The 22033-nt window shown below is 57.5% G+C and carries 24 protein-coding genes; 12 read left to right on the forward strand and 12 right to left on the reverse strand.

Annotated features, from left to right (window positions below; translation table 11 throughout):
• The first annotated feature begins 93 nt into the window (after positions 1 to 93).
• From puuE to ACYASS_RS17755, 6 genes are all read left to right on the forward strand, one after another.
• Complete coding sequence (gene puuE, locus ACYASS_RS17730) at positions 94 to 1023, forward strand: allantoinase PuuE (RefSeq protein WP_463587076.1); 930 nt, start codon at positions 94 to 96, stop codon at positions 1021 to 1023.
• Entirely contained in the window at positions 1020 to 1535 is a 516-nt protein-coding gene (uraD, locus tag ACYASS_RS17735; protein WP_463587077.1) for a 2-oxo-4-hydroxy-4-carboxy-5-ureidoimidazoline decarboxylase, read from the forward strand. Before puuE ends, uraD begins: the two co-directional genes overlap by 4 nt.
• Before the next feature lie 42 nt (positions 1536 to 1577).
• Positions 1578 to 2573 carry an allantoicase gene (gene alc / locus ACYASS_RS17740; protein WP_122665627.1) on the forward strand — a complete coding sequence of 332 codons (996 nt, stop codon included), beginning with the start codon at positions 1578 to 1580 and terminating at the stop codon, positions 2571 to 2573.
• Between the two features lie 119 nt (positions 2574 to 2692).
• The gene (locus ACYASS_RS17745; RefSeq protein ID WP_463587078.1) at positions 2693 to 3196 is read left to right on the forward strand and encodes an ureidoglycolate lyase; all 504 of its coding nucleotides are present in this window, start codon (positions 2693 to 2695) and stop codon (positions 3194 to 3196) included.
• A gap of 45 nt (positions 3197 to 3241) precedes the next feature.
• The gene (locus tag ACYASS_RS17750; RefSeq protein ID WP_463587079.1) at positions 3242 to 4531 is read left to right on the forward strand and encodes a urate hydroxylase PuuD; all 1290 of its coding nucleotides are present in this window, start codon (positions 3242 to 3244) and stop codon (positions 4529 to 4531) included.
• A gap of 449 nt (positions 4532 to 4980) precedes the next feature.
• Positions 4981 to 5766: an outer membrane protein OmpK gene (locus ACYASS_RS17755; RefSeq protein WP_463587080.1), complete on the forward strand. Its 786-nt coding sequence runs from the start codon at positions 4981 to 4983 to the stop codon at positions 5764 to 5766.
• Between the two features lie 144 nt (positions 5767 to 5910).
• Here the strand turns inward: ACYASS_RS17755 and ACYASS_RS17760 are convergent, their stop codons facing one another.
• On the reverse strand, positions 5911 to 6126 hold the full coding sequence (locus tag ACYASS_RS17760; RefSeq protein WP_243248133.1) for a hypothetical protein: 216 nt from the start codon (positions 6124 to 6126) through the stop codon (positions 5911 to 5913).
• 17 nt (positions 6127 to 6143) lie between these two features.
• Positions 6144 to 7052, reverse strand: a complete 909-nt coding sequence (locus ACYASS_RS17765) for a DUF808 domain-containing protein (RefSeq protein ID WP_463587081.1) — start codon at positions 7050 to 7052, stop codon at positions 6144 to 6146.
• A 155-nt stretch (positions 7053 to 7207) separates the two neighbouring features.
• Here ACYASS_RS17765 and ACYASS_RS17770 point away from each other — a divergent pair, with 155 nt between their 5' ends.
• The 4 genes from ACYASS_RS17770 (at position 7208) to ACYASS_RS17785 (ending at position 12071) form a co-directional block, all read left to right on the forward strand.
• Complete coding sequence (locus tag ACYASS_RS17770; RefSeq protein ID WP_463587082.1) at positions 7208 to 7813, forward strand: TetR/AcrR family transcriptional regulator; 606 nt, start codon at positions 7208 to 7210, stop codon at positions 7811 to 7813.
• A 498-nt stretch (positions 7814 to 8311) separates the two neighbouring features.
• Positions 8312 to 9943, forward strand: coding sequence for a methyl-accepting chemotaxis protein (locus tag ACYASS_RS17775; protein WP_463587083.1), 1632 nt, complete (start codon positions 8312 to 8314; stop codon positions 9941 to 9943).
• A gap of 182 nt (positions 9944 to 10125) precedes the next feature.
• Entirely contained in the window at positions 10126 to 10959 is an 834-nt protein-coding gene (locus ACYASS_RS17780) for an ion transporter (RefSeq protein ID WP_463587084.1), read from the forward strand.
• A 113-nt stretch (positions 10960 to 11072) separates the two neighbouring features.
• The gene (locus ACYASS_RS17785) at positions 11073 to 12071 is read left to right on the forward strand and encodes a sulfate ABC transporter substrate-binding protein (protein ID WP_463587085.1); all 999 of its coding nucleotides are present in this window, start codon (positions 11073 to 11075) and stop codon (positions 12069 to 12071) included.
• Between the two features lie 180 nt (positions 12072 to 12251).
• Here ACYASS_RS17785 and ACYASS_RS17790 read toward each other — a convergent pair whose 3' ends face one another.
• From ACYASS_RS17790 to ccmA, 10 genes are all read right to left on the reverse strand, one after another.
• Entirely contained in the window at positions 12252 to 12656 is a 405-nt protein-coding gene (locus ACYASS_RS17790; protein WP_122665636.1) for a hypothetical protein, read from the reverse strand.
• 11 nt (positions 12657 to 12667) lie between these two features.
• On the reverse strand, positions 12668 to 13873 hold the full coding sequence (gene ccmI / locus ACYASS_RS17795) for a c-type cytochrome biogenesis protein CcmI (protein ID WP_463587086.1): 1206 nt from the start codon (positions 13871 to 13873) through the stop codon (positions 12668 to 12670).
• Entirely contained in the window at positions 13870 to 14340 is a 471-nt protein-coding gene (locus tag ACYASS_RS17800; RefSeq protein ID WP_463587087.1) for a cytochrome c-type biogenesis protein, read from the reverse strand. Before ACYASS_RS17800 ends, ccmI begins: the two co-directional genes overlap by 4 nt.
• A complete protein-coding gene (locus ACYASS_RS17805) occupies positions 14337 to 14873 on the reverse strand; it encodes a DsbE family thiol:disulfide interchange protein (protein ID WP_243248141.1) in 537 nt (178 codons plus the stop codon). The genes ACYASS_RS17800 and ACYASS_RS17805 overlap by 4 nt, the downstream gene beginning before the upstream one ends.
• Positions 14870 to 16840, reverse strand: a complete 1971-nt coding sequence (locus ACYASS_RS17810; protein ID WP_463587088.1) for a heme lyase CcmF/NrfE family subunit — start codon at positions 16838 to 16840, stop codon at positions 14870 to 14872. The genes ACYASS_RS17805 and ACYASS_RS17810 overlap by 4 nt, the downstream gene beginning before the upstream one ends.
• Before the next feature lie 2 nt (positions 16841 to 16842).
• The gene (gene ccmE, locus ACYASS_RS17815; protein WP_243248143.1) at positions 16843 to 17307 is read right to left on the reverse strand and encodes a cytochrome c maturation protein CcmE; all 465 of its coding nucleotides are present in this window, start codon (positions 17305 to 17307) and stop codon (positions 16843 to 16845) included.
• Positions 17304 to 17480, reverse strand: coding sequence for a heme exporter protein CcmD (ccmD, locus tag ACYASS_RS17820; protein ID WP_027898026.1), 177 nt, complete (start codon positions 17478 to 17480; stop codon positions 17304 to 17306). Before ccmD ends, ccmE begins: the two co-directional genes overlap by 4 nt.
• The gene (locus tag ACYASS_RS17825) at positions 17477 to 18274 is read right to left on the reverse strand and encodes a heme ABC transporter permease (RefSeq protein ID WP_463587266.1); all 798 of its coding nucleotides are present in this window, start codon (positions 18272 to 18274) and stop codon (positions 17477 to 17479) included. Before ACYASS_RS17825 ends, ccmD begins: the two co-directional genes overlap by 4 nt.
• 83 nt (positions 18275 to 18357) lie before the next feature.
• The gene (gene ccmB / locus ACYASS_RS17830; protein WP_087267367.1) at positions 18358 to 19029 is read right to left on the reverse strand and encodes a heme exporter protein CcmB; all 672 of its coding nucleotides are present in this window, start codon (positions 19027 to 19029) and stop codon (positions 18358 to 18360) included.
• Positions 19026 to 19667, reverse strand: a complete 642-nt coding sequence (gene ccmA / locus ACYASS_RS17835) for a cytochrome c biogenesis heme-transporting ATPase CcmA (RefSeq protein ID WP_463587089.1) — start codon at positions 19665 to 19667, stop codon at positions 19026 to 19028. The genes ccmB and ccmA overlap by 4 nt, the downstream gene beginning before the upstream one ends.
• A gap of 183 nt (positions 19668 to 19850) precedes the next feature.
• Here ccmA and fliK point away from each other — a divergent pair, with 183 nt between their 5' ends.
• Both fliK and ACYASS_RS17845 read left to right on the forward strand, forming a co-directional pair.
• Complete coding sequence (gene fliK, locus ACYASS_RS17840; protein ID WP_463587090.1) at positions 19851 to 21527, forward strand: flagellar hook-length control protein FliK; 1677 nt, start codon at positions 19851 to 19853, stop codon at positions 21525 to 21527.
• The gene (locus tag ACYASS_RS17845) at positions 21527 to 21850 is read left to right on the forward strand and encodes an EscU/YscU/HrcU family type III secretion system export apparatus switch protein (protein ID WP_122665645.1); all 324 of its coding nucleotides are present in this window, start codon (positions 21527 to 21529) and stop codon (positions 21848 to 21850) included. The genes fliK and ACYASS_RS17845 overlap by 1 nt, the downstream gene beginning before the upstream one ends.
• The last annotated feature ends 183 nt before the right edge of the window (positions 21851 to 22033 follow it).

Below are 22033 nucleotides of genomic sequence, written 5' to 3' on the forward strand. Positions count from 1 at the left end.
CCACCGGCCTTTAGAACAGAGTGACAAACGGCCAGATGCTTTGTATACAATCCCGTTATCGTCTCTGTCCCCCCGTCCATAAGGAAGACTGCAGTGAGCGCTGACTATCCTCGCGACCTGATCGGTTACGGTAGCAAACCGCCCCATCCACGCTGGCCGGGTAATGCGCGCATCGCGCTGTCTTTTGTGCTCAATTACGAGGAAGGTGGCGAGCGCAACATCCTGCACGGTGACAAGGAGTCCGAAGCGTTCCTGTCCGAAATGGTCTCCGCTCAACCGCTGCAGGGCGAGCGTAACATGAGCATGGAATCGCTTTACGAGTACGGCAGCCGCGCAGGCGTGTGGCGCATCCTAAAGCTTTTCAAACAATTCGATATCCCGCTGACGATCTTTGCGGTGGCGATGGCTGCCCAGCGTCATCCGGACGTCATTCGCGCGATGGTTGCCGACGGTCACGAGATCTGCAGCCACGGTTATCGCTGGATCGACTATCAGTACATGGATGAAGCCAAGGAGCGCGAGCATATGCTCAAGGCGATCCGTATCCTCACCGAGATCACCGGCGAACGCCCATTGGGCTGGTACACCGGCCGCACCGGCCCCAACACGCGACGGCTGGTCATGGAAGAAGGCGGTTTCCTTTACGACTGCGACACCTATGATGACGACCTGCCCTATTGGGAGCCGAACAACCCGACTGGCAAAGCGCATCTGGTGATCCCGTACACCCTGGACACCAACGATATGCGCTTCACCCAAGTGCAGGGTTTCAACAATGGCGATCAGTTTTTCCAGTACCTCAAGGACGCTTTCGACGTGCTGTACGCCGAAGGCACCGACGCGCCGAAAATGCTTTCCATCGGTTTGCATTGCCGCCTGATCGGTCGCCCGGCACGGCTGGCCGCTCTCAAACGCTTCATCGAATACGCCAAAAGCCACGAGCAGGTCTGGTTTACTCGCCGGGTCGACATTGCCCGTCACTGGCACGCAGAACACCCTTATCAGCCGGAGAACGGACAGTGAGCCGCTTCCAGTCACTGCGACCTTCAACGCTGAGTCGGGATCAATTCATTGCCGCGTTTGCCGACATCTATGAGCATTCGCCGTGGGTCGCTGCCGCCGCTTACGATCAGGGTCAGATCAACGAACTGGACGATATCGACACACTGCATGCGCGCATGAGCCGGATACTTCTTGACGCCGACAGCGCGCAGCAACTGGCGCTGATCAATGCTCACCCGGATCTGGCCGGTAAAGCCGCTGTGCAAGGCCAGTTGACCGAAGCCAGCACCAGCGAACAGGCGGGGGCTGGCATTCATCAGTGCACAGCTGAAGAGTTTCAGAGATTCACCGCACTCAACAACGCTTACAAAGCCCGATTCGCCTTCCCGTTCATCATGGCGGTCAAAGGCAGTAACCGGCATCAGATACTCGCAGCATTTGAAACCCGCATTGATAATCCGGCCGACGCCGAATTTGCGTGCGCGCTGGCCGAGATCAACAAGATAGCCCTGTTTCGTTTGCAAGCCCTCTAACCGCCCACCCAGGCCACTGATCAAAAAGGCAGACCTAAAAGAATGAAAGCTTACGCCGCACCCTTCGAGAAGTTCGTCAACCTGGCCGATGCGCGCCTGGGCACTAAAATCCTGTCCGTGACCGACGACTGGTTCGCCGACGCCAACCGCCTTTTCCAACCCACCCCTGCGGTGTGGAAAGAAGGTGTATTTGACGACAACGGCAAATGGATGGACGGCTGGGAATCGCGTCGCAAGCGTTTCGAGGGTTATGACAGCGCAGTGATCCGACTCGGCGTGCCGGGTTCGATCAAGGGTGTGGATATCGACACGTCGTACTTCACCGGCAACTACCCGCCTTCTGCCTCGCTGGAAGCGTGCTTCCTGGCCAGCGGCGATCCGGACGAGAACACTCAGTGGACTGAAATCCTGTCCGCCGTAGAACTGAATGGCGACAGTCATCACTACCACGCAATCAACGCCGAACAAGCCTTCAGCCATCTGCGTTTCAACATCTATCCCGATGGCGGCGTTGCGCGTCTGCGCGTGTACGGCGTGCCGTTCCGTGACTGGTCAGCCGTAGGCGAAACCGAACAGATTGATCTGGTCTCTGCCCTTAACGGCGGTCGCGCCCTGGCATGCTCGGATGAACATTACGGCAGCATGAGCAACATCCTCAACCCAGGTCGTGGTGTGAACATGGGCGATGGCTGGGAAACCGCGCGTCGCCGTACGCCAGGTAACGATTGGGTGATCATCGCTCTGGGCCATGCCGGTGAAGTGGAAAAAGTTGTCGTCGATACCCTGCACTTCAAAGGCAACTACCCGGATAGCTGCTCCATTCAAGGCGCATTCGTCAAAGGCGGCACCGACAGCCAGATCGAAACCCAAAGCCTGTTCTGGCGTGAACTGCTGCCAAGCCAGAAACTGAGCATGCACGCCGAGCACGAGTTCGCCGAGCAGATCAAGGCGCTGGGCCCGATCACCCATATCCGGTTGAATGTATTTCCGGACGGTGGCGTGAGTCGTCTTAGAGTGCTGGGTAAAGTTTCGAAGTAACGCATTACCTGTAGGAGCTGCCGAAGGCTGCGAAAGCGGTGTGTCAGTTGAGTCGCCTTCGCAGCCTTCGGCAGCTCCTACAGGGCCTTGATCAATTCCAAAAGAACAGAAGACCCAGCATGCGCACACTGACCATCGAACCGTTAACCAAAGAAGCTTTTGCCCCTTTCGGTGATGTCATTGAAACCGACGGCAGCGATCATTTCATGATCAATAACGGCTCGACCCAGCGTTTTCATCGTTTGGCAGAAGTGCAAACTGCAACGCCGGACGACAAGGCAATCATCAGTATTTTCCGCGCTGAAGCGCTGCAGATGCCGTTGATCATCAGGATGCTGGAGCGCCATCCGCAGGGCAGTCAGGCGTTTGTGCCGCTGCTCGGCAACCCTTTTCTGATCGTGGTCGCGCCCATTGGCGATGAACCTGAATCAGAGCTGACCCGCGCTTTCGTTACCAACGGCAGGCAGGGTGTTAATTACCATCGCGGCGTCTGGCACCACCCGGTGCTGACGATCGAAAAGCGGGATGACTTCCTGGTGGTTGATCGCAGTGGAACTGGCAACAACTGCGATGAGCATTTTTTCGCTGAGAGCCAGAAGCTGGTTCTCGACCCCCACCCGTAAGGGCCTGAACGTCCGACAAGTGACGCAAGGCGAAAGGTAAGCACCGTGGAAGCACATTTGATGGAATGGCTGAATCTCAGCGTGCGCTGGATTCACATGATTGTCGGCATCGCCTGGATCGGCGCATCGTTCTACTTTGTCTGGCTGGAAAACAACCTGAACCGGGTCAACCCGCGCGAGGGTCTGTCCGGGGATTTATGGGCCATTCACGGTGGCGGCATCTACCACCTGGAAAAATACAAACTCGCCCCGCCGACCATGCCGGAGAACCTGCACTGGTTCAAATGGGAAGCCTATTTCACCTGGCTGTCGGGCGTTGCACTGCTGTGCGTGGTGTTCTACGCCAACCCAACCCTTTATCTGCTTGCACCGGGCAGCAGCCTGTCTGGTATTGAAGGCGTTACGTTAGGGCTGGGTTCGCTGTTCGTCGGCTGGTTCGTTTACAGCTTTCTCTGCGATTCCGCGCTGGGCAAACGCCCCGCCCTGCTCGGCCTGATTCTGTTTGTGCTGGTGATCGCTGCGGCCTACGGTTTCAGCAAAGTGTTCAGCGGTCGCGGGGCTTATCTGCATGTCGGCGCGATCATCGGCACGATCATGGTCGGCAACGTGTTCCGCATTATCATGCCCGCTCAACGAGCCCTCGTTGCAGCGATTGCCGAGAACCGCACACCGGATCCTTCATTGCCCGCCAAGGGCCTGCTGCGTTCACGCCACAACAACTACTTCACCTTGCCGGTGCTGTTCATCATGATCAGCAACCATTTTCCGAGCACCTACGGCAGTCCTTACAACTGGCTGATCCTGGCCGGGATCGGTGTGCTGGCGGTGCTGGTCCGCCATTATTTTAATACGCGACACAACAGCCATAAATTTGCCTGGACCCTGCCCGTCGCCGCTCTGGGCATGATCTGCCTGGCGTATGTCACCGGTCCCGCGCCCATGCCCCAACCCGCTCAAGCCGCGAAGATCGAATATCAGCCACTCCCAGGCACCGCCATTGGCGGCTATCGACATGATGAAGTGCGGCCTGCGCCGCCGGAACCGATTGCCGAGGTTGCCGTGGCCGGTCCAGGTGTGGACTTCGGGAAGGTGCAGAGCGTGATTCATGAACGCTGCACCGTCTGCCACTCTGCCAGGCCCACCAGCCAGCTGTTCAGCACTGCACCTGCCGGTGTGATGTTCGACACTGCAGAGCAGATAAAACAAATGGCGCCGCGCATTCAGGCTCAGGCCGTCACCTCGCAGATCATGCCGCTGGGCAACATTACCCAGATGACTCAGCAGGAACGGGAGTTAATTGGAGCGTGGGTGACTACAGGTGCGCAGACACACTGATCTCTGGCCGAACTAACTGTAGGAGCTGCCGAAGGCTGCGATGGCAATCTTCCTGGTACACCGCCATCGCAGCCTTCGGCAGCTCCTGCAGTGAGTGCATACAACCTCCATCCACGCCCCACAATTGTTCGCCCTGCCCTGTCCCAGAGCACTTGCACGAAACTTCCCCAGCCAATATCCTCCGCCGCCGCGTTAAAACCAGCCACGTTGCAATGCTGACTGAACAGACAACTAACTGACCGACCGGTCAAGAGTCATGTTTTCTGAAAAAAGCCTCCATTGACTGCAAAAAATGCAGCCGATAGCGCTTTTGTGCGCTTTTCAATCAGCGTTGGCTCAGCTCTTGCTATGTAGTCAAAGTTGACCAAACAGACATGTTTTAACTGCGGAAAAGGTGCCTACAAAAGAGCACCCAAAAAGACCATATCGATCCATCAGGGGAGCATTGAATGAACCGTATTATTTCCAGCGCGATAGTTGCCGGCAGCCTGCTGGCGTCCGGGCAAAGCATGGCCGACGGCTTGCTGCAATGGCAGAGCAACAGCCTGACTTATCTGAACGGTCGCGACTTCGCAGTCAACCCGTCAAACCAGCAAACCTTCACTTTTGAACATGCTGACGGCTGGAAATACGGCGATAACTTTCTGTTCATCGACAAGATTTTCTACAACGGTAAAGGCGACGCCACCAACGGCGACAACACCTATTACGGCGAAATCTCCCCGCGCCTGTCCATGGGCAAGATCTTTGGTCAGAAATTCGAGTTCGGCCCGATCTCTGATGTCTTGCTGGCGGCCACTTACGAGTTCGGCGAAGGCGACAACGAGTCCTACTTGATCGGTCCAGGCTTTGACCTGAATATCCCGGGCTTTGATTACTTCCAGTTGAACTTCTACAAGCGCTACACCGATGGTCACCGCGCAGGCTACGGCGCCTGGCAGGTCACTCCCGTCTGGTCCTACACCATCCCGGTGGGTAAATCCGACATCCTGATCGATGGTTTCATCGACTGGGTGGTAGACAACAAGTCCGATCACAACGGCGAATACAAATCCAACGTGCACTTCAACCCGCAGATCAAATATGACCTGGGCAAGGCAATCAATTTGCCTGAGCGCCAACTGTATGTAGGTATCGAATACGATTACTGGTCAGACAAATACGGCATTGAAGACACCAAGTACTTTGATACCAACCAGAACACCGCAAGTTTGCTGGTGAAAGTGTTCTTCTGATAAACATCCGAAATCTGTAGGAGCGAGCTTGCTCGCGATAAATGATAACGCGGTATGTCTTATGGCTGCGTCTCATGCATCGCGGGCAAGCCTCGCTCCCACACAGTCTGCACAGGAATCTCGTGAGCCCAGGGTTTTGCGTACCTACTCCCACGGCAACGGCTTGCCGGCCCGCACTTTCGCATTGATCGAACGCAACAATTCCAATGGATCACGCTCGGTTTGCGCGTGGCTTTGCTCATCGACCCAGGTCGAGACCTGCTTGCGATCCAGATTGGGCCGCAAATGCAGGATCTCTACCAACTGCCGCTCACATTGCTGGGCGTACGCGACAACACTTGAAAACAGTGGGCTATTCATTCAAGTCGACCAGCCATTCAGGCCCTGATAAGTTTCCAGACTTTCCCCGCCGCCGTGACCAGCAGCAGGACCAACGCACCAGCGATGATACCGGCGACTGCGTCCAGCAGAGTAGGCACAACCATCGAAAAACCACCGACCGCTTGCGCCGCATGCTCGGTTACGCCCTCAATCCAGTGATGGGCAACAGGCACACCATGGGTGAGAATCCCGCCGCCGACCATGAACATCGCGGCGGTCCCTACAATCGACAGAATTTTCATCAACACAGGTGCCAGCCAAAGCAGGCCTGAACCAATACGTTGAACGGCCGTTTTGGCACTTTCCTTCAGATAAAGGCCAAGATCGTCCAGCTTCACAATGCCCGCCACCAAACCGTAAACGCCGACAGTGATCAAGACTGCAACGATCACCAGCACGCCAACCTGATCAAGAAACGGTCGGGTGGACACGACGCCAAGCGCCAGCACGATGATTTCTGCGGAGAGGATGAAGTCAGTGCGAACCGCACCTTTGATGCGCTCCTTCTCAAATGCAACCATGTCCACGTTTTCATCAGTCGCAGCTTCTTTACGTTGTTGGCGCTGCTGCTCGGTCTCCGGATGCAGCCATTTGTGGGAGATTTTCTCGAAGCCTTCGAAGCACAGGTAGGCGCCGCCAATCATCAACAATGGCAAGATCGCCCACGGTGCGAAGGCGCTGATCAACAGTGCTGCAGGCACCAGAATCGCCTTATTGATCAGGGATCCCTTGGCCACTGCCCATACCACGGGCAATTCACGGTCGGCAGAAACACCGGTGACCTGTTGCGCGTTGAGTGCCAGATCATCCCCAAGCACCCCGGCGGTTTTCTTTGCAGCCAGAGAGACATCGTCGAGCAGCGTCGCGATGTCATCCAGAAGGGTCAGCAAGCTTCCAGCAGCCACGGTCAATATCCTTGAGCAATCGTAAGTGATCACTATAGAGGTGCCGTAGCGCAATTGATTCACCGTCAACATTGCGCAAATGGCTAATCTTGAGAGGCCCGTGAAGCCGGTGCTACCATGCGCAACCGCCTATCGGGCAAGGAAACCTCTGGTTTATGAGCAGTATTCGCGAGCGCAACAAAGAGCTGATCCTGCGTGCAGCCAGTGAGGAGTTCGCCGATAAAGGCTTTGCCGCCAGTAAAACCAGCGATATCGCAGCGAAAGCTGGCGTACCCAAGCCCAACGTCTATTACTACTTCAAGTCCAAGGAAAACCTCTACCGCGAGGTGCTCGAAAGCATCATCGAGCCAATCCTGCGGGCCTCCACGCCCTTCAATCGCCATGGCGTACCTGCCGAGGTGCTCAGCGCTTATATTCGCTCGAAGATACTCATTTCTCGCGACCTGCCCTTCGCCTCCAAAGTGTTTGCCAGCGAAATCATGCATGGCGCGCCACACCTGTCTGCGCAGCAGGTGGAGCAACTCAACGGCCAGGCCAAACACAATATCGAGTGCATCCAGGGCTGGATCGACGACGGGTTGATCGCCCCCGTTGACCCTCATCACCTGATGTTCACGATCTGGGCCGCGACCCAGACCTACGCCGATTTCGACTGGCAGATATCGACCGTCACGGGCAAGACGAAGCTGGAAGACAGCGACTACGAAGCCGCCACCCAGACGATTATCCGGCTGGTGCTAAAGGGCTGCACCCCGGATTGAATAGTTCTTGTAGGAGCTGCCGAAGGCTGCGAAGGCACTGCTCCTGACAGACTGCTGTTCGCAGCCTTCGGCGGCTCCTACAAAGGAATGTACGAAAGACAACTCCATTTCTCGCAGACAACAAAAAACCCGCCGAAGCGGGTTTTTTGCATGACCATTCCAACATCCTGTCAGTAGCCGTCCTGGCAATGGTCGATCATCCCTGATCCCGAAGCGGTTCCTTCGCTGCGGTGATGGATCCAATGTACTGCGCAAATGTGACCGTTAAAAGAGCAGAACTCCCCTCTTCGTGTAAGCCTTTGGCTATACCTGGACCCAATACGAGAAATATCCTGCAGACCGCTCAGGTTTATCCTTTCAGCGCCGACATCCACTTTAGTAGCGATAGGCTAGACGGCAAGCATCAAAAGGCTATCATCGGCTCAGGACTCGCCTTCACTGCGAACCCATGGCGCAAAGCGTTCGAAACAATAAAAAAATAAAACGGAGCAACCGGTCATGACTATGCGCAGCTTATCCATCAGCCGAAGACTCTGGCTGATCCTCGTCGTCTCCGTACTGATGCTGTTTATCCTGGCAGCCGCCATGCTCAAACAGGTGCATACGGATCTTTATGCCGCCAAGGCGGAAAAGACCATGCACGTGGTGCAGAGCGCCAGTGGCATCCTGGAGTATTACCAGGGATTGGAAACAGCAGGCACGCTAACCCGCGATGCGGCGCAGAAACAGGCGCTGGATGCTATTCGGGGCATGCGCTACAACAAGGACGATTACTTCTGGATCAACGATATGCGTCCAGTGATGATCATGCACCCCATGAACGCCAAGCTGGTCGGTCAGGATTTGTCGGCGATAAAGGACCCGGACGGTTTCGCGGTGTTCAACGAAATGGTTGCCGTGGCCAAGGAAAAAGGCGCAGGCATGATCCAGTATCGCTGGCCCAAGCCAGGCGCCAGTGAGCCAGTGCGAAAAATCTCCTACGTCAAACTGTTCGCGCCTTGGGGCTGGATTCTGGGCTCAGGTGTGTACGTCGACGACGTTAAAGCAGAATTTCAGCAGCAGACAATCAATGCAGCGCTGTTCAGCCTGGCAATCATCGCGGTCATGGCCCTGTTGGTGATCCTCATCGCACGCAGCATAGTCCGCCCTCTTCGCGATTCAGTGCAAGCCATGGCCAATATTGCCAGTGGTGAAAGTGATCTGACGCGCACCCTGCAAACCCAGGGCAACGACGAAATCACTCAACTGGCCAGACATTTCAACGCCTTCACCGCCAAGCTGCGCGGCGTCGTCACCCAATTGCAAGCGTCTGCCAACGGCCTCGAAAAGGCATCCTCCGACCTGGGCATCAACGCTGAACAAGCTCAGGCTCGCAGCCAGCAACAGTCGCAGCAAATGGAGCTGGTGGCCACCGCCGTCAACGAGGTGACCTATGGCGTTCAGGATGTAGCCAAGAATGCGGAGCATGCCGCCAACGAAATGCGCGACGCCGAATCTCAGGCACATCAGGGCCAGGTCAACATCGACAGCAGCCTGCGCCAGATCGATCATTTGTCCGGCACGATCAATCAAGCGGTGGAAGTGATTCGCACGCTGTCTTCGGAAAGCACCCAGATTGGTGGCGTCCTTGAAGTGATCAGCTCGATCGCCGAACAGACCAACCTGCTGGCGCTGAACGCCGCGATCGAAGCGGCTCGGGCCGGGGAACAGGGTCGTGGCTTCGCAGTGGTCGCCGATGAAGTCCGCCTGCTGGCTCAGCGTACCCAGAAGTCGACCGCCGAAATTCAGGGGATGATCGAGCGCTTGCAGACTCATTCTGATGCAGCGGTAAAAGTCATTGCCGACAGCAGTCGTTCATCACAACTGACCATTGAGCAGGCCAATCAGGCCGGGCAAAGTCTGACGTCGATCAGCCAGGCGTTGCGTAATCTCAACAGCCTCAATGCATCGATTGCCAGCGCGACATTGCAGCAATCCCATGTGGTTGAAGACATCAATCAGAACGTTACGCAAGCGGCACAACTGTCCCAAAGCACCGCCATCGCGGCTGAACAGTCGACCGGGGCCAGCGTGCACCTGAGGGAGATGAGCGAGCAGTTGAATGGTTTGCTGAGGCAGTTCCGGGTTTAGAAGGGGCTTATAAATCTGTGGGAGATTCCAGGTCCTGCAAGCTTGATCTTGATCTTGTAGGACCGGCTAAAGCAGGTCCTACGGAAAGAGCGCTCCCACAGGTCCTGCGCTTCCAATACAACATTGCAATCCGGCCCCTGAAATCTGCGTAGACTGCTCCGATCTTCAATTCGGAATCCACCATGGACAGCACCATCAGCCGCCGCGAACAGTTACGCATTGTCATCTTCCAGACCGATACCCCTGCCGGGAGGCGCTTTGACAAGACGTTGCTGGTGGTCATCCTTTGCAGTCTGATTGTCGTCGTTCTCGACAGCATTCCCGCCGTCCATACCCACTACGGAAACTGGCTGGCATACGCGGAATGGGCGTTCACTGCGGTATTCATCGTTGAATACCTGCTGCGCCTGTATTGCTCGCCACAGCCAATGAAATACGCATTCAGCTTCTACGGGCTGGTGGACCTGCTGGCTATCGTGCCCGGCATCCTCGCGATCTATTACAGCGACGCCCAATACCTGCTAATCGTACGGGTAATCCGGATGCTGCGGATTTTCCGGGTACTCAAACTCAGCCCTTATCTGAAACAGGCCAATTACCTGCTGTCGGCACTGCGTGGCAGCAAACAGAAGATCATCGTGTTTCTGCTCAGCGTCTCTACACTGGTGGTGGTGTTTGGCACGTTGATGTATGTGATCGAAGGGCCCGAGCATGGCTTTACCAGTATCCCGAAAGGCATCTATTGGGCCATTGTCACCCTGACCACTGTGGGCTATGGCGACATTGTGCCCAAAACTGCAATCGGCCAGATGCTCTCGGCACTGGTGATGATTACCGGTTACTCGATCATCGCCGTACCCACCGGGATCTTCACTGCCGAGCTGGCTACGGCCATGCGCGGCGAACAGCTCAAGCACGATTGCCCGGTGTGTGCCAAGAACAGCCACGAACACGGCGCGGCGTTTTGCTCGCGTTGCGGCAATGCGCTGTTCCCGCGCGTAGAAAATAATGCATAAGCAAATGCCTTTTTAGTCTTTAAGGGCGTATGCCTGCCCGGCTATAGTCGCGGGCATTACGCCATCAATATCTGGCCATCAATGTCTGTACATCCACAAAAAGGAATTGCGCAGTGAACAAACTTTTCGCCGCTTCGTTACTCGCCGCTGGCTTGGCTTTCGGCAGCGCGGCCCAGGCCGCCCCGACCCTGCTCAACGTGTCGTATGACGTAATGCGTGACTTCTACAAGGACTACAACGCTGCGTTCCAGAAGCACTGGCAAGCCGAACACAAAGAAAACATCACTGTGCAGATGTCATTTGGTGGCTCCAGCAAACAAGCACGCTCGGTGATCGACGGCCTGCCTGCTGACATCATCACCATGAACATGGCTACCGACATCAATGCTCTGGCCGACAATGGCGAGCTGGTTCCCAAGAACTGGGTGACCCGCCTGCCGAACAACAGCGCACCATTCACCTCGGCCACCGTGTTCATCGTCCGCAAAGGCAATCCAAAAGCGTTGAAGGACTGGCCCGATCTGATCAAGGACGGCGTAGAAGTCATCGTGCCAAACCCGAAAACCTCGGGTAACGGCCGCTACACCTACCTCTCGGCATGGGGCTACACCCTGAAAAATGGCGGTGATGAAGCGGCTGCCAAGCAGTTCGTGGGCAACCTGTTCAAACACGTCCCGGTTCTGGACACGGGCGGCCGTGGCGCAACCACGACCTTCATGACCAACCAGATCGGCGACGTGCTGATCACCTTTGAAAACGAAGCGGAAATGATCGCCCGCGAGTTCGGCCGTGACCAGTTCGAAGTGGTCTACCCTAGCGTGTCCGCAGAAGCCGAACCGCCAGTAAGTGTGGTCGATAAAGTCGTCGACAAGAAGAACAGCCGTGCTGCAGCCGAGGAATACCTGAAATACCTGTGGTCCCCGGAAGGTCAGGAAATCGCCGCCAACAACTACCTTCGTCCACGCGACCCAGCGGTATTGGCGAAATACACTGATCGCTTTCCGAAGGTCGACTTTCTCTCTGTAGAGAAGACCTTTGGTGACTGGCGCACCGTGCAGAAAACCCACTTCAATGACGGTGGGGTGTTTGATCAGATTTATCCGGGCAAGTGATTTATCTGCATTGAAAACGGCGACCCTCGGGTCGCCGTTTTTTTGTTGGAGCGAGGCTTGCCCGCGAACCAGTCGACCTTCGCGGCGTCTGACACGGCGCTGTAACCCCGCAAACATTGGACCTACAAGACCGGGGTCAATCTAGATGATTGCAGTGTGTTAAACAGGAGCCTTGATAGCTCAATTACCGAACTGCTTACCCAAGCCAGCCGGAACACCACTGGAATCAGTCTCCTGCCAAGGACCATTGCGGCTCGTTGACCAGGTCCAGCCGTTGTTCCAGCGGTAGTAGGTGCGCTGGCGGTAGAAGGTGTCTGTCTCATCGTCCAGCACATGTACACCCAGGCGTGCGTCCCAGTGACTGTTGCCACCCGGCGGCGGGGCGAAATTGCTGGAAGTCTTCGGGCCTGCTGCCGGGGCTTTCGGGACCGGCGTGGGTGTTGGCGTGCTCGGCGTACCCGGCTGCGACTTGCCCGGCAACGTCGGGATCGGCTCCTGACTGCGCGGGCCGGTGGGCTGAACCGCACAGGCGCTCAAGCCCATAACCAGACCCAACAAGGTAATACGTGCGGCTGCGCGATACATAGGCGTGCTCTCTACTGATCAGGGCTGTCGATGGTCAGCGCCTGCAAGGCCGTAATGTTACTGGCCAGAGGCTTGCTGCGGCCGATCCACTCGCCGGTGGTCGGCTGACCAGCGCGGGATATCCGCGCCACGAGTTGGACTTCCGGAAAGTTCGACAGTTTCAGTTGCGGCATCATGGCGTCGGCATCGCCCAATGCGACTTCAACGGGCAAGTCGGCGACGGTCACCCGTTTCACCGCCAGAGGCGCAGGAGGCCCGCCGACTGCGCGAGCGAAGATGAATACGCTATCGCCCGGCGCTACTTTAGCTTTGAGATCAGCGGACAGATCCACGCGCACCTTGATCGATGCTGTCTTCTCGGGAGCTATGGCAGGCTGATTCGTGTCGGCAGCGCTTTCGCCAAGTTTTTCACTGGCCCGGGCTATGCCACCTTCCAGCGCTTGCCGGGATGGATCCTGCGACGGCAGCACGGCCAGCAGGCGCTTCCAGTAATCTACCGCCTGCTGATAGTGCTGGCTTTCGAAAGCGGCAATCCCCAACAGGCCGAGGCTGGTGACTTCCTTCGGGTCAGCCTGCAGCGCTTCGTTAGTCAATGCCTGTACTTGCGGGCTGAATTTCTTGCCACCGGCGAAGTACAGCGCCTGCGCCCACTGGCCGAGCAACTCAGCCTGACGACCTGCCAGCGCAACTGCACGCTCGAACATTGCAGCGGCATCAGCCGGGCGATCCTGAGCCATGTAGGTGCGAGCCAGAAAGTACAGGCCTTCCGCAGAGTCCGGCTGGGCTTTCACGGCGCGCTCCAGACGGTTGGTCATCTCGGCAATCGAACCGGGTGGCTGCGCGAATTCGCGGGTTAACTCGACCTTGTCACTGGCACCGAAGTGCAGATAAAGACCAATGCCCATCAACGGCACCAGCAATGCGGCGAGCAGAGGCAAGGTCTTGCCCAGGCGTGAAGTACGCAGTGGTTCAGCGCCCTCGGTATCAGCCAGCAACTCACGGGCAGCTTCAGCGCGACCGCTGTCCATCTGCGCCGGGGACAGCACGCCCTCCTCTTGCTGACCTTGCAACTCAGCGACCCGCTCCTGATACAACGCAACGTTGAGCGCAGTGCGGTCTTCTTCACTTTGGGCGCGACGGCCGCGCAGTACAGGAATCAGCAGGAAACTCATGGCCACCAGCAACAGCAGGCCGGCGGCTAGCCAGAAATCAATCATTCGCGGTTTTTATCCAGCAGATTTGCGAGGCGCTGACGCTCCTCGTCGGAAAGCACGTCGTTTTCCTCGCGGCCCTGGCCACGACGACGCACGACAATCACACCAATCACAACCATGCCGCCCAGCAGAAGCCCGGCAGGGCCGAACCACAGCAGCCAGGTTTTGGCGGTCAGCGCAGGCTTGTAGCGCACGAAGTCGCCATAACGATCGACCATGAAGTCGATGATCTGCTGATTGGTCCGCCCTTCGCCCAGCATGCGGAAAATCTCTTTGCGCAAGTCAGCAGCGATGGGCGCATTGGAGTCGGCAATGTCCTGGTTCTGACACTTGGGGCAGCGCAGCTCTTTGGTCAACTCGGCGTAACGCGCACGCTCAGCGTCGTCACGAAACTCGTAAGCGTCGATCGCGGCATGCGCCACGCTGGCAAGACCGAGGCTTAAAACAAAAGCGGCAAACAGGCGCTTCATTGTTTAGCCTCATCAACTAATCCCTGATACAAGCCGGCCAATTGCTCACGCCACACGGTCTCATCCACGACACCGACGAACTTGTGACGAATGATGCCTTTGCTGTCGATCAGGAAGGTTTCCGGAGCACCGTAAACACCAAGGTTCAGGCCCAGGCTGCCTTCGTCATCACGAATATTCAGTTGGTACGGGTTGTGGAAATCCTTGAGCCACTTCAAGGCGTCGGCATTGACGTCCTTGTAGTTGATGCCATAAATCACCACGCCCTGCTGCGCCAGCTTGTTCAACACCGGATGTTCGACACGGCACGCCACGCACCAGGTGCCCCAGACGTTGACCAGCGCAGGCTTGCCCAGCAGATCGGCACGGGTCAGGACTTTATCGCTCTGCACTTCACGCAGGGAAAACTCCGGAAACGGCTTATTGATCAATGCGGACGGCAGTTCAGCAGGGTCAAGATACAGACCGCGATACAGGAAGACCGCGACGCCAAGAAAGATTGCCAACGGCAACAGCAAAACCCAGCGCTTCATACCGCAGCCTCCAGGCCCAGGGCATCACGCACCTTGCTTTTGACCTTGACCCGATAACGCTTGTCCATCGCCGCCAATACGCCACCCAATGCAGTGATCAACCCACCGAACCAGATCCAGCGCACGAAGGGTTTGACGTGGACACGTATTGCCCAGGCGCCATCCCCCAGTGGTTCCCCCATGGCCACGTACAGGTCGCGAGTGAAACCGGCGTCGATACCCGCCTCGGTCATCATCGATTGCTGCACGGTGTACAGGCGCTTTTCAGGATGCAGGATGGTCACTTGTTTACCGTCCTCAAGCACACGAACGGTGCCGCGATCAGACGTGAAGTTCGGGCCCTGATAATGCCGGGCACCTTCGAACACAAACATATAGCCGCCCAGCTCCATGGACTCACCCGGCGAAAGGCGCAAATCACGCTCGGCGCTGTTCTGACTCGACAACACGACGCCGAGAGCACAGACCGCAATGCCAATGTGGGCAAGCTGCATGCCCCAGTAACTGCGGGTCATGCTGCGTGAGCCTTTGATCAGACCTTTATGACGCGTCTTGTCGAGCAGATCGCGCACGCCCGCCAGCAATACCCAGGCAGCCAGCATGAAGGTGGCCACGACAGCCCAATGGAAATCATCCATGGCGAACCCGGCAACCACCGCCAGTACGGCGCTGCCGATCAACACCGGCGCAAGCATGCTGGCCAGCCATTTGACCGGGGTGTCTTTCCAGCGCACCAGTACACCAATCGCCATGACCGCCATGAGCAGGCCCATCAACGGCACGAACAGCGCATTGAAATACGGCGGGCCTACCGACATCTTCGCCCCACTCATGGCATCGAGTACCAGCGGATACAGGGTGCCCAGCAGAATCATCGAAGCGGCCACTACCAGCACCAGGTTGTTACCCAGCAACAGGGTTTCCCGGGACCACAGGCCAAAGCCGACATGGCTCTTGACCACGGGCGCGCGGAAGGCGAACAGGGTCAACGAACCACCGACCACGAACAGCAGGAAGATCAGAATGAACACGCCGCGCTCCGGATCGGAAGCGAAGGCATGCACAGAGGTCAGCACCCCGGAGCGCACCAGGAATGTACCCAGCAGGCTCAGGGAAAACGCTGCGATAGCCAGCAGGACCGTCCAGCTTTTGAACACGCCACGCTTTTCGGTCACGGCCAGCGAATGGATCAGCGCAGTGCCCACCAGCCATGGCATGAACGAGGCGTTTTCCACCGGGTCCCAGAACCACCAGCCACCCCAGCCAAGTTCGTAATACGCCCACCATGAACCCAGCGTGATGCCAATCCCCAGGAATGCCCAGGCGACGATGGTCCATGGACGTGACCAGCGTGCCCAGGCCGCATCAAGACGCCCGCCAAGCAAAGCAGCAATGGCAAACGCGAAGGCCACCGAGAACCCGACGTAGCCCATGTACAGCATCGGCGGATGGACGATCAGACCAATGTCCTGAAGCAGCGGATTAAGGTCGCGACCGTTGGCAGGCACTTGCGGCAGGATCCGCGAAAACGGATTGGAGGTCAGGATCAGAAACAGCATGAAGCCGACGCTGATCATGCCCATCACGGCCAGTACACGAGCCAGCATCACTTGCGGCAGCTGACGGGAGAACACCGAAACAGCGAAAGTCCAGGCGCCCAGAATCAACGCCCACAGCAACAGCGAACCTTCGTGGGCACCCCACACCGCGCTGAACTTGTAATACCAGGGCAACGCACTGTTGGAGTTTTCAGCCACATAAGCCACGGAAAAATCATCGGTCATGAACGCGTAAGTCAGGCAACCGAAGGCGAAAACCAGGAAGCTGAACTGCCCCCACGCCGCGGGTTGCGCCAGGCTCATCCACATGCGGTCGCCGCGCCATGCGCCCACCAATGGCACGCTGGCCTGCACGACGGCGAAGCAAAGCGCCAGAATCATGGCCAGATGGCCGAGTTCAGGAATCATGATCAGCCCTGCTTCGATGGTGTTGAGGAAATCGGCGCTGGTTGACCGCTTTCCTTGAGCGCCTTGGTGACTTCAGGCGGCATGTACTTTTCATCATGCTTGGCCAGCACTTCATCGGCGACGACCACGCCGTCTGCATTGAGCTTGCCAAGGGCAACGATGCCCTGCCCTTCGCGGAAAAGGTCCGGCAGGATGCCGCGATAGGTGATGGTCACGGCCTTGTTGAAATCCGTCACGACGAACTTCACGTCCAGCGAGTCAGTGGAGCGCTGCAAGGACCCCTTCTCCACCATGCCGCCCGCACGAATACGCGTATCCAGCGGCGCTTCGCCATTGGCGATCTGGGTCGGGGTGTAGAAAAGGTTGATGTTCTCTTTCAGGGCGCTCAAGGCCAGAGTGACGGCGATGCTGACACCGGCGAGGATCGCCACGATGATCAACAGGCGCTTTTTACGCAGCGGATTCACTTCTGTTTCTCCCAGCGCAGGCGACGCGCCTCTTGTTGCAGGTAACGCCGACGTGCCAACAACGGCAACGCCACATTGATCGCCAGCACCACGAAACAGATGCCATAGGCTGACCAGACGAACAGGCCATGATGACCCATGGCCAGAAATTCACCGAATGAATCAAATTTCATTGTGCCGCTCCCTTTACCGGTGGCTGCCCGAGGGATTTGAGCACCTCAGCCTTGACCCAACTGGCCCGAGCCTCGCGCTTGAGCACTTCGAGGCGCATGCGCAGCAGAACCACGGCGCCAAAGAAGCAGTAGAACCCCAGCACCGTGAACAGCAGCGGCAACCACATTTCGGCAGGCATGGCCGGTTTTTCGGTCAGGCTGAACGTCGCGCCCTGATGCAGGGTGTTCCACCATTCAACTGAATATTTGATGATCGGAATATTGATCACGCCAACGATTGCCAGCACCGCGCAAGCCTTCGCGGCGCTGTCACGATTACTGATGGCGTTGCCCAGGGCAATCAGACCGAAGTATAGAAACAGCAGAATCAGCATCGACGTAAGGCGTGCATCCCAGACCCACCAGGAACCCCAGGTCGGCTTACCCCAGATGGCCCCGCTGACCAGCGCCAACGCCGTCATCCAGGCACCGATGGGCGCTGCGCTTTGCAGCGCGACATCGGCAAGCTTCATTTTCCACACCAGCCCCACCACGCCGCAGACCGCCAGCATCACATAGCAGGACTGCGCGAGCATGGCCGCCGGAACGTGGATGTAAATAATCCGGAAACTATTGCCCTGCTGGTAGTCCGGTGGCGCGAAGGCCAGCCCCCAGACAACACCGATGCCGATCAGCAATACCGCGGCGATACTCAACCACGGCAGCAGACGCCCGCTGATGCCATAGAACCATTTTGGAGAACCGAGCTTGTGGAACCAGGCCCAACTCAATCCGCTTTTAGCGTTTTCTTTCATGACGCTGCCTTTCATCAAGCTGCCTTCTACGGTGTCGCTCGGGTTTGCTGCTGGCCAAATACAGCCATTCAGACAAACCTCATTTATTCGCCGACGCTAATCTTCAGGCCAGCGGCTATTGCAAAGGGTGTCAGGGTCACGGCAAGCGCGGTCAGGCTACCCAGCCAGAGCAGGTAGCCGGTTGCAGGCATACCTTGCAGCGCTGCTTGCAACGCGCCACTTCCCAGGATCAATACCGGGATGTACAACGGGAGGATCAACAGCGCCAGCAGCAGACCGCCGCGCTTCAAACCCACCGTCAACGCCGCGCCCACAGCACCGAGCAGGCTCAATACCGGTGTGCCCAATAGCAAGGACAACAGCAACACGGGCAGGCATTGAGTCGGCAAGCCGAGCATCAGCGCCAGCAGCGGCGCCAACAATACCAGCGCAAGACCGGAAAAGGTCCAATGTGCCAGCACTTTCGCCAGAACCAGTAGCGCCAGTGAATGCGAGGACAACACCCACTGCTCCAGCGAACCGTCCTCGAAATCGCTACGAAACAGGCCATCCAGCGAGAGCAGCACTGACAACAGGGCCGCTACCCAGACTAACCCCGGGGACAAGGTTTGCAACAGTTGCGTCTCCGGACCGACAGCCAGCGGGAACAAGGCGATAACAATCGCAAAGAACACCAGCGGGTTGGCCAGTTCGGCGGGACGCCTGAACAACAGACGCGCCTCGCGTGCGACCAGCAGGGTAAACACATGACTCATACGGCCCATTGCCCCAGATCAATATCGCGATAACCGGGCGGTGTGCGACTCAAGGTGTGGTGAGTGGTCAACACAATCATGCCGCCTCGCTCGCAATGCCCGGCCAGATGTTCTTCCAGTTGAGCAACGCCTTGTTTGTCGAGCGCAGTGAAGGGCTCGTCGAGAATCCAGACTGGCGGGCTTTCCAGATACAGACGCGCCAGCGCTACGCGCCGCTGTTGCCCGGCCGATAACGTATGGCACGGTACATCTTCAAATCCCCGCAGCCCGACAGCCTCGAGTGCTTGCCAGATTGCCGCTGATTCGGCTGGACGATGCAGGGCGCACAGCCAGGCAAGATTTTCCACCGGCGTCAGCAAATCCTTGATGCCGGCAGCATGACCGATCCAGAGTAAATTGCGCGCCAGTTCGACACGCTGCTCGCTTAACGGCAAACCGTTAACGAGTACCTGTCCGGCAGTCGGCTGCATGAGCCCACACAGCAGGCGCAACAGGCTGGTTTTGCCACTGCCGTTGGGACCGCTGATCTGCAGCATGTCACCTGCATTGACTTGCACCTCTAGGTGCTCGAAAAGCATTCGCCAGTCGCGCTCACACGCCAGGTCGCAGGCTTGCAGAAAAGGTATGGAACGAGTCATCCAGGGTTCCCGGTGCTGCGCAGGTCGCATCAGAACACAGCAGAGAACGTGCGGTCTGAAGAAATGGCTGTTCAAGTCAGCTTTAAAACGGCCGTTACATTGTGCAACTACCGCTCTACGATGGGCGCGCATTATACATGGCACGCCCGCCACGAGAGGGCATTTTCAACAGGTCGCGATTCCATGACAGGTGATATCACCAGCCTCCAACCGACAACAGCCGCTGCCGCTCTGGGCCGCGCAGGGCTTTCCCCGGCTCAGGTGCTTCAGTTACTGCAGCCGCTGGAAAACCTTATACAGCCGGGAGAGACTGTCGCGGCCGAGGTGATAACCCTCAAGCAGTTGCAACAGAACTTTCAATTGTTGATAAAACTGGCCCTGAGCAACGGTGGCCAGACGAGTGTCAACGTCACCAGCCCTCTGCCCCTGACGCCCGGCACCACGCTTTCGGTGTCTCAAGCTTCGCCTAGCGCGCTGACCATGACCTTGCAGCAGGTCAATACTGCTTTAAATAATCTGCAAACCAGTATCGACACCGATCAGTTGCCGCAAGGCACCTTGTTGCAGGCCCGGGTGCTCACCACTCAGGTGGTCGCCAACGCAGTCAGCCAGTTGACCGGTCAGGGAGCGCCACAAGCCGGTGCGCCCACAACTGCGACGTTACCGGGCACCCAGCCCGGTACTCAGCAGACTGCACAGCCGGCGCTTTATCGTTCTATCGTGATCCTGCTCAATACCGCGCTGGTTGGCACCAGCCTGAGTATCGAAAGCCCTCAACCATTGCGCCCGGGTGCACTGCTGAGCGCTCAGGTCCAAGGCAGCCAGAGTGTTAATTTCGTACCGCTGCCGAACAACCTCGATCAATTGGCAGTAACCCAGCAACTCACCACCCAGCAAAACCGCCAAGGCTCTCTGGACGTGCTGCTTAACGCGCTGCGTAACCTTCCACCTGCAAGCACGACGAGCTCAGCGCCCTCCTCGCCGCTCCAGGCGAGTATCCAGCAGTTGCTGGCAGACTTGCCGGACATCGAGCAGATGAGCAACCCGCGTGTCGTGGCTCAGGCGATCAACGCCAGCGGCCTGTTCATGGAGTCCAGATTGCTGGCCGGTCTCAACCCCATGGCGATGCCGGACATGAAGGCAAACCTGCTACAACTCATTACTCAGTTGCTGCCCGGCCTACCCGCCAATGCCAGCTACGACGCGGCCGCAGCCTCCAACATGCTGACCCGCACGATGCCAGGCGTTTTGCGCAGCGCCTTGGGCACCATGGGGCTGGTTGCACCGCCTCCCCTGCCGATCCACTTTCCGTTACCTTCGCGGGCAGTGAAAGGCGGCAAAGAAGATGATCTGGAAATTTTACTGAAATTCGCAGCAGCGGCAGTTTCGCGGGTTCAAAGCCATCAGTTGGCGAGCCTGGAACAGACCCGAAGCACCGCAGAAGGCAATCAACTGACCACCTGGCAGATGGAAATCCCGATGCGCAATGGTCAGGAAATCGTGCCCATGCAAGTCAAGGTGCAACGCGAAGACACGCCTGAAAAGGAAAACAGCAAGGACAAGGATGACAGCGAGCCCAAAGAAGCCATGGAAAAACTCTGGAGAATCGATCTGGCCTTTGACCTGTCTCCTCTCGGCGCACTCCAGGTCCAGGCGCAATTATTGCGCGGCAAGCTATCGAGCCAGCTCTGGGCAGAGCGTGCTGACAGTGCGGCATTGATCAGCAAGGAACTGGGTTACTTGCGCGAGCGATTGATTGCCTCCGGCCTTGAGGTGGGTGACTTGGCGTGCAGTCAAGGCGTGCCGCCTCAAGGCCCGCGTACTACTCTTCAACAACGCTGGATCGACGAGAACGCCTGATGAGCCAAGCTGACCAAAACCCGCGTCAGGCTATCGCGCTGACTTACGACGGCACGCACACGCCGACCTTGAGTGCCAAAGGTGATGATCAGTTGGCCGAGGCCATTCTGGCCATCGCCCGGGAATATGAAGTGCCTATCTATGAGAATGCCGAGCTGGTCAAGTTACTGGCGCGCATGGAGTTGGGCGACAGTATTCCGGAGCCGCTGTATCGTACCATTGCGGAGATCATTGCGTTTGCGTGGCATTTGAAGGGCAAGTTTCCGGTGGGGCAGGATCCGGATGCGCCGCCGGTGGAGCGGGATATTACGCCGAAGTGGTGAGGATATAGGTGGTGGTGCGTACATATCCGTTTTAGCGGTCAAGGCTGCTAATGGTTGCGCCCTTACGGCGCGTCACTTTCGAAGAGCGCGAAAGTAACCCATGTGGTTGATCCGTACATGCCCCACCACTTGGTGCCTCGCTGTCGCTCGGCATACCCGTAATCCGACATTGCTGCGTGGGGC

The sequence above is a fragment of the Pseudomonas sp. HP_14 genome (assembly GCF_055283875.1).

Excerpts from the sequence above, each read along its gene's own strand:
- alc (WP_122665627.1), top strand. The coding sequence starts at position 1,578 with ATGAAAGCTTACGCCGCACCCTTCGAGAAGTTCGTCAACCTGGCCGAT.
- ACYASS_RS17745 (WP_463587078.1), top strand. The coding sequence starts at position 2,693 with ATGCGCACACTGACCATCGAACCGTTAACCAAAGAAGCTTTTGCCCCT.
- ACYASS_RS17755 (WP_463587080.1), top strand. The coding sequence starts at position 4,981 with ATGAACCGTATTATTTCCAGCGCGATAGTTGCCGGCAGCCTGCTGGCG.
- ACYASS_RS17760 (WP_243248133.1), bottom strand. The coding sequence starts at position 6,126 with ATGAATAGCCCACTGTTTTCAAGTGTTGTCGCGTACGCCCAGCAATGT.
- ACYASS_RS17770 (WP_463587082.1), top strand. The coding sequence starts at position 7,208 with ATGAGCAGTATTCGCGAGCGCAACAAAGAGCTGATCCTGCGTGCAGCC.
- ACYASS_RS17775 (WP_463587083.1), top strand. The coding sequence starts at position 8,312 with ATGACTATGCGCAGCTTATCCATCAGCCGAAGACTCTGGCTGATCCTC.
- ACYASS_RS17780 (WP_463587084.1), top strand. The coding sequence starts at position 10,126 with ATGGACAGCACCATCAGCCGCCGCGAACAGTTACGCATTGTCATCTTC.
- ACYASS_RS17790 (WP_122665636.1), bottom strand. The coding sequence starts at position 12,656 with ATGTATCGCGCAGCCGCACGTATTACCTTGTTGGGTCTGGTTATGGGC.
- ccmI (WP_463587086.1), bottom strand. The coding sequence starts at position 13,873 with ATGATTGATTTCTGGCTAGCCGCCGGCCTGCTGTTGCTGGTGGCCATG.
- ACYASS_RS17800 (WP_463587087.1), bottom strand. The coding sequence starts at position 14,340 with ATGAAGCGCCTGTTTGCCGCTTTTGTTTTAAGCCTCGGTCTTGCCAGC.
- ACYASS_RS17805 (WP_243248141.1), bottom strand. The coding sequence starts at position 14,873 with ATGAAGCGCTGGGTTTTGCTGTTGCCGTTGGCAATCTTTCTTGGCGTC.
- ACYASS_RS17810 (WP_463587088.1), bottom strand. The coding sequence starts at position 16,840 with ATGATTCCTGAACTCGGCCATCTGGCCATGATTCTGGCGCTTTGCTTC.
- ccmD (WP_027898026.1), bottom strand. The coding sequence starts at position 17,480 with ATGAAATTTGATTCATTCGGTGAATTTCTGGCCATGGGTCATCATGGC.
- ACYASS_RS17825 (WP_463587266.1), bottom strand. The coding sequence starts at position 18,274 with ATGAAAGAAAACGCTAAAAGCGGATTGAGTTGGGCCTGGTTCCACAAG.
- ccmB (WP_087267367.1), bottom strand. The coding sequence starts at position 19,029 with ATGAGTCATGTGTTTACCCTGCTGGTCGCACGCGAGGCGCGTCTGTTG.
- ccmA (WP_463587089.1), bottom strand. The coding sequence starts at position 19,667 with ATGACTCGTTCCATACCTTTTCTGCAAGCCTGCGACCTGGCGTGTGAG.
- fliK (WP_463587090.1), top strand. The coding sequence starts at position 19,851 with ATGACAGGTGATATCACCAGCCTCCAACCGACAACAGCCGCTGCCGCT.
- ACYASS_RS17845 (WP_122665645.1), top strand. The coding sequence starts at position 21,527 with ATGAGCCAAGCTGACCAAAACCCGCGTCAGGCTATCGCGCTGACTTAC.